Annotated in this window: 2 protein-coding genes; both read left to right on the forward strand. The window is 72.7% G+C overall.

Going from position 1 to position 2,582, the window contains the following annotated elements; all coding sequences use genetic code 11:
• The first annotated feature begins 189 nt into the window (after positions 1-189).
• Positions 190-1,443, forward strand: a complete 1,254-nt coding sequence (locus tag GUY61_RS37310) for an ATP-grasp domain-containing protein (RefSeq protein WP_166634721.1) — start codon at positions 190-192, stop codon at positions 1,441-1,443.
• Between the two features lie 9 nt (positions 1,444-1,452).
• Positions 1,453-2,532, forward strand: a complete 1,080-nt coding sequence (locus tag GUY61_RS37315; protein ID WP_166634722.1) for a phosphotransferase — start codon at positions 1,453-1,455, stop codon at positions 2,530-2,532.
• Positions 2,533-2,582: the final 50 nt, after the last annotated feature.

Genomic DNA, 2,582 nt, shown 5'->3' on the forward strand with positions numbered 1-2,582 from the left:
CCCGTCCTCTCCCCCACCCGCCGGCCGACCACGTGGTGAGGGACCTGTTCGAGGCCCGGACACTGCTGACGGCAGCGGACACCTCCCTTCCCGGTCTCCCGTCGCGCCCCGTTGCGTGAACTTCCCTGAAGTTGCGTGAGCTTCCCTGAACTCCCGTTACGCGTCGCACCCCAGTGAGGATGAGCAAGCATGCTGAAAGGCCGCGTCGCCATCGTCGATCCGAGCCCTCCCGGCCCCACCGGCACCCTCGTCTCCGAGTTCGGCAAGGCCGGATACCAGTCCGTGTACGTCCAGAGCACACCCGTACGTCCGCGGATGTACGAATCCCTGGTGCCCACCGGCTACGCCGACGAGATCGTGCACGACGGGGACCTCGCCCGGACGATCGAACGGCTCTCCCGCCACGAGCCGGTCGCGGTGGTGCCGGACAGTGAGTTCGGCGTCCCGTTCGCGGATCTGCTGAGCGAGCGGATGGGGCTGCCGACGAACGGCACCCGGCTCAGCCCCGCGCGGCGCGACAAGTACCGGATGATCGAGACGGTCAAGGCCGCCGGACTGCGCGGTGCCCGGCAGCTGCTCGTCACGGACGTCGGCGAACTGGCTGCCTGGCACCGGGAGATGGGGGGCCGGATCGTTGTCAAGCCGCTCAGCAGCGCGGGCAGCGAAGGGGTCCACTACTGCGACACGCCGGAGCAGTCCGTGCGCGCGTACCGGTCCCTGATCGGTACGGAGAACATCTTCTCGATGCGCAACGACTCGGTCGTGGCCCAGGAGTACCTGGCCGGCACCGAGTACGCGGTCAACACGGTCAGCAGGGACGGCCGCCACCACCTGTGCGACATCTGGACCGCGACCCAGACCACCGCGAACGGGGTCCTCGACCTCTGCGACGGCCTGGTGCTGCTGCCGCACGAGGGCGAGCGGGTCGAGAGGGTGGTCGCCTACTGCGAACAGGTGCTGGACGCCATGGGCATTCGCCACGGTCCCGCGCATCTCGACGTCAGGCTGACCCCGTCCGGGCCCTGTCTGATCGAGGTCGGCGCGCGGATGGGCGGAGGGTGGACGGACCACTACGCGCGGATGGGCACCGGCGAGTCCCAGCTGAACTGGACGGTCGACGCCTACACCGACCCGGACCGCTTCCTGGCCCGTCACCAGGAGCGCTACCGCATCGGGGAGTTCGTCGCCGGCGCACCCCTGATCTCTCCGGTCGAGGGCACCTTGCGGGCGTACCGGGGGCTGGAGGACCTGAAGCGCCTGGAGAGTTACCACGGGCTGCGGACGTTCGTCCGGCCCGGCGACCGGATCCGGCGGACCGTCGACGACCTCACCTACCCGCTGCTCGTCGAGCTGCGCCACGAGGTCCAGGACGTCGTGCTCCGTGACCTCGCCTCCGTCCGCCGCCTCGACGGCGAGCGGTTCTACGACGTCGAGCAACCGTAGGGAGGAGCCATGACCGTCGCCGTCTCCGCCGGAACCGAGGCATGGGCGCGCCGCGCCCTGGAAACCCACTGGCAGGGGCCGTGGGAAGGGTACGGGCTGCGGCCGCTCACCGTGGGCGGCGCACAGCCCCTGACCCACACCGCGGGGCTGTGGCGCGTGTCGGGAATCGGGGGCGAACACGTGCTCAAGGTGCGGCTCGACCCCGAGGCGGAGCGCGCCGAGCGGTTCACCGCGCTCAAGGACGGCGTCATCGCCCACTGCCGCCGCCGGGGCGTCCCGGCGCTCCCGCTGGTGCCGGCCGCGGACGGCAGCCCCGGTGCCCGCCACGAGGGGGTGGTCTGCGAGCTGAGCCCGTTCTGCGCGGGCACCGTCACCACCGGCGCTCCGGACGAGGTCGCCGCGATCGTGCGCACGGGGCTCGACCTGCGCGAGGCGCTGGACGTCCTGCCGCCGGCCGTCGCGGACGAACTCGCGGCCGTGCCCCTCCCCCGGCTGGTCGAGGAGGAGGACTGGCGGGTCGCCCTCGACGACGCCGAGCACCGGCTGCTGCCGAAGGCGGAGCGCGGCACCGGCCCCTGGTGCCGGGCCGCCGCCCGAGTGCTGCGCGAACTGTGCGCCGCCGCGGCGCTGTTGCCGCGGGGTGTGGACGGCGGCGCCGCCCACACCGTGTCCCGTCCGGCGGTCGTCCACGCCGATCTGCACCTTCAGCACTTCCTGCTGGCGCGGGAGCCGGCCCGGGTCGTGGCCGTGCTGGACTTCGACAACCTCCATACCGGCGACCGGCTGCTCGACCTGGCCTGGCTCGCCGACACCGTGGCCCACGCCTGCGGCGCGGACCGCGACGAGGCCCGCCGGGCACTCGCCGGGTTCCTGGCCGAGGGGCGGCGGCGAAGCCTGATCGCGCCCGGGGACGAGGCCCGGCTGATGCCGCTGCTGCTGGCGTACTCGCTGCCGGTGATCGTCGACATCGCCAAGGACATCCTCGACCGCGGCATCCTCCTCCCGCAGTGGCTCGACTACTTCGCGCTGCTCTCCCCCGGGCGCAGACACCGGGTCCACCAGCGGCTGACCGGCGCCGCCGGTTCCTGAGCCCGCGGGCCCGCGCCTGTGTTCCGGCCGCCCGAACCACCCCATCCGCC

Origin of the sequence: Streptomyces sp. GC420, from assembly GCF_009916105.1 — a bacterium.
In the GTDB taxonomy this organism is placed as follows: domain Bacteria; phylum Actinomycetota; class Actinomycetes; order Streptomycetales; family Streptomycetaceae; genus Streptomyces.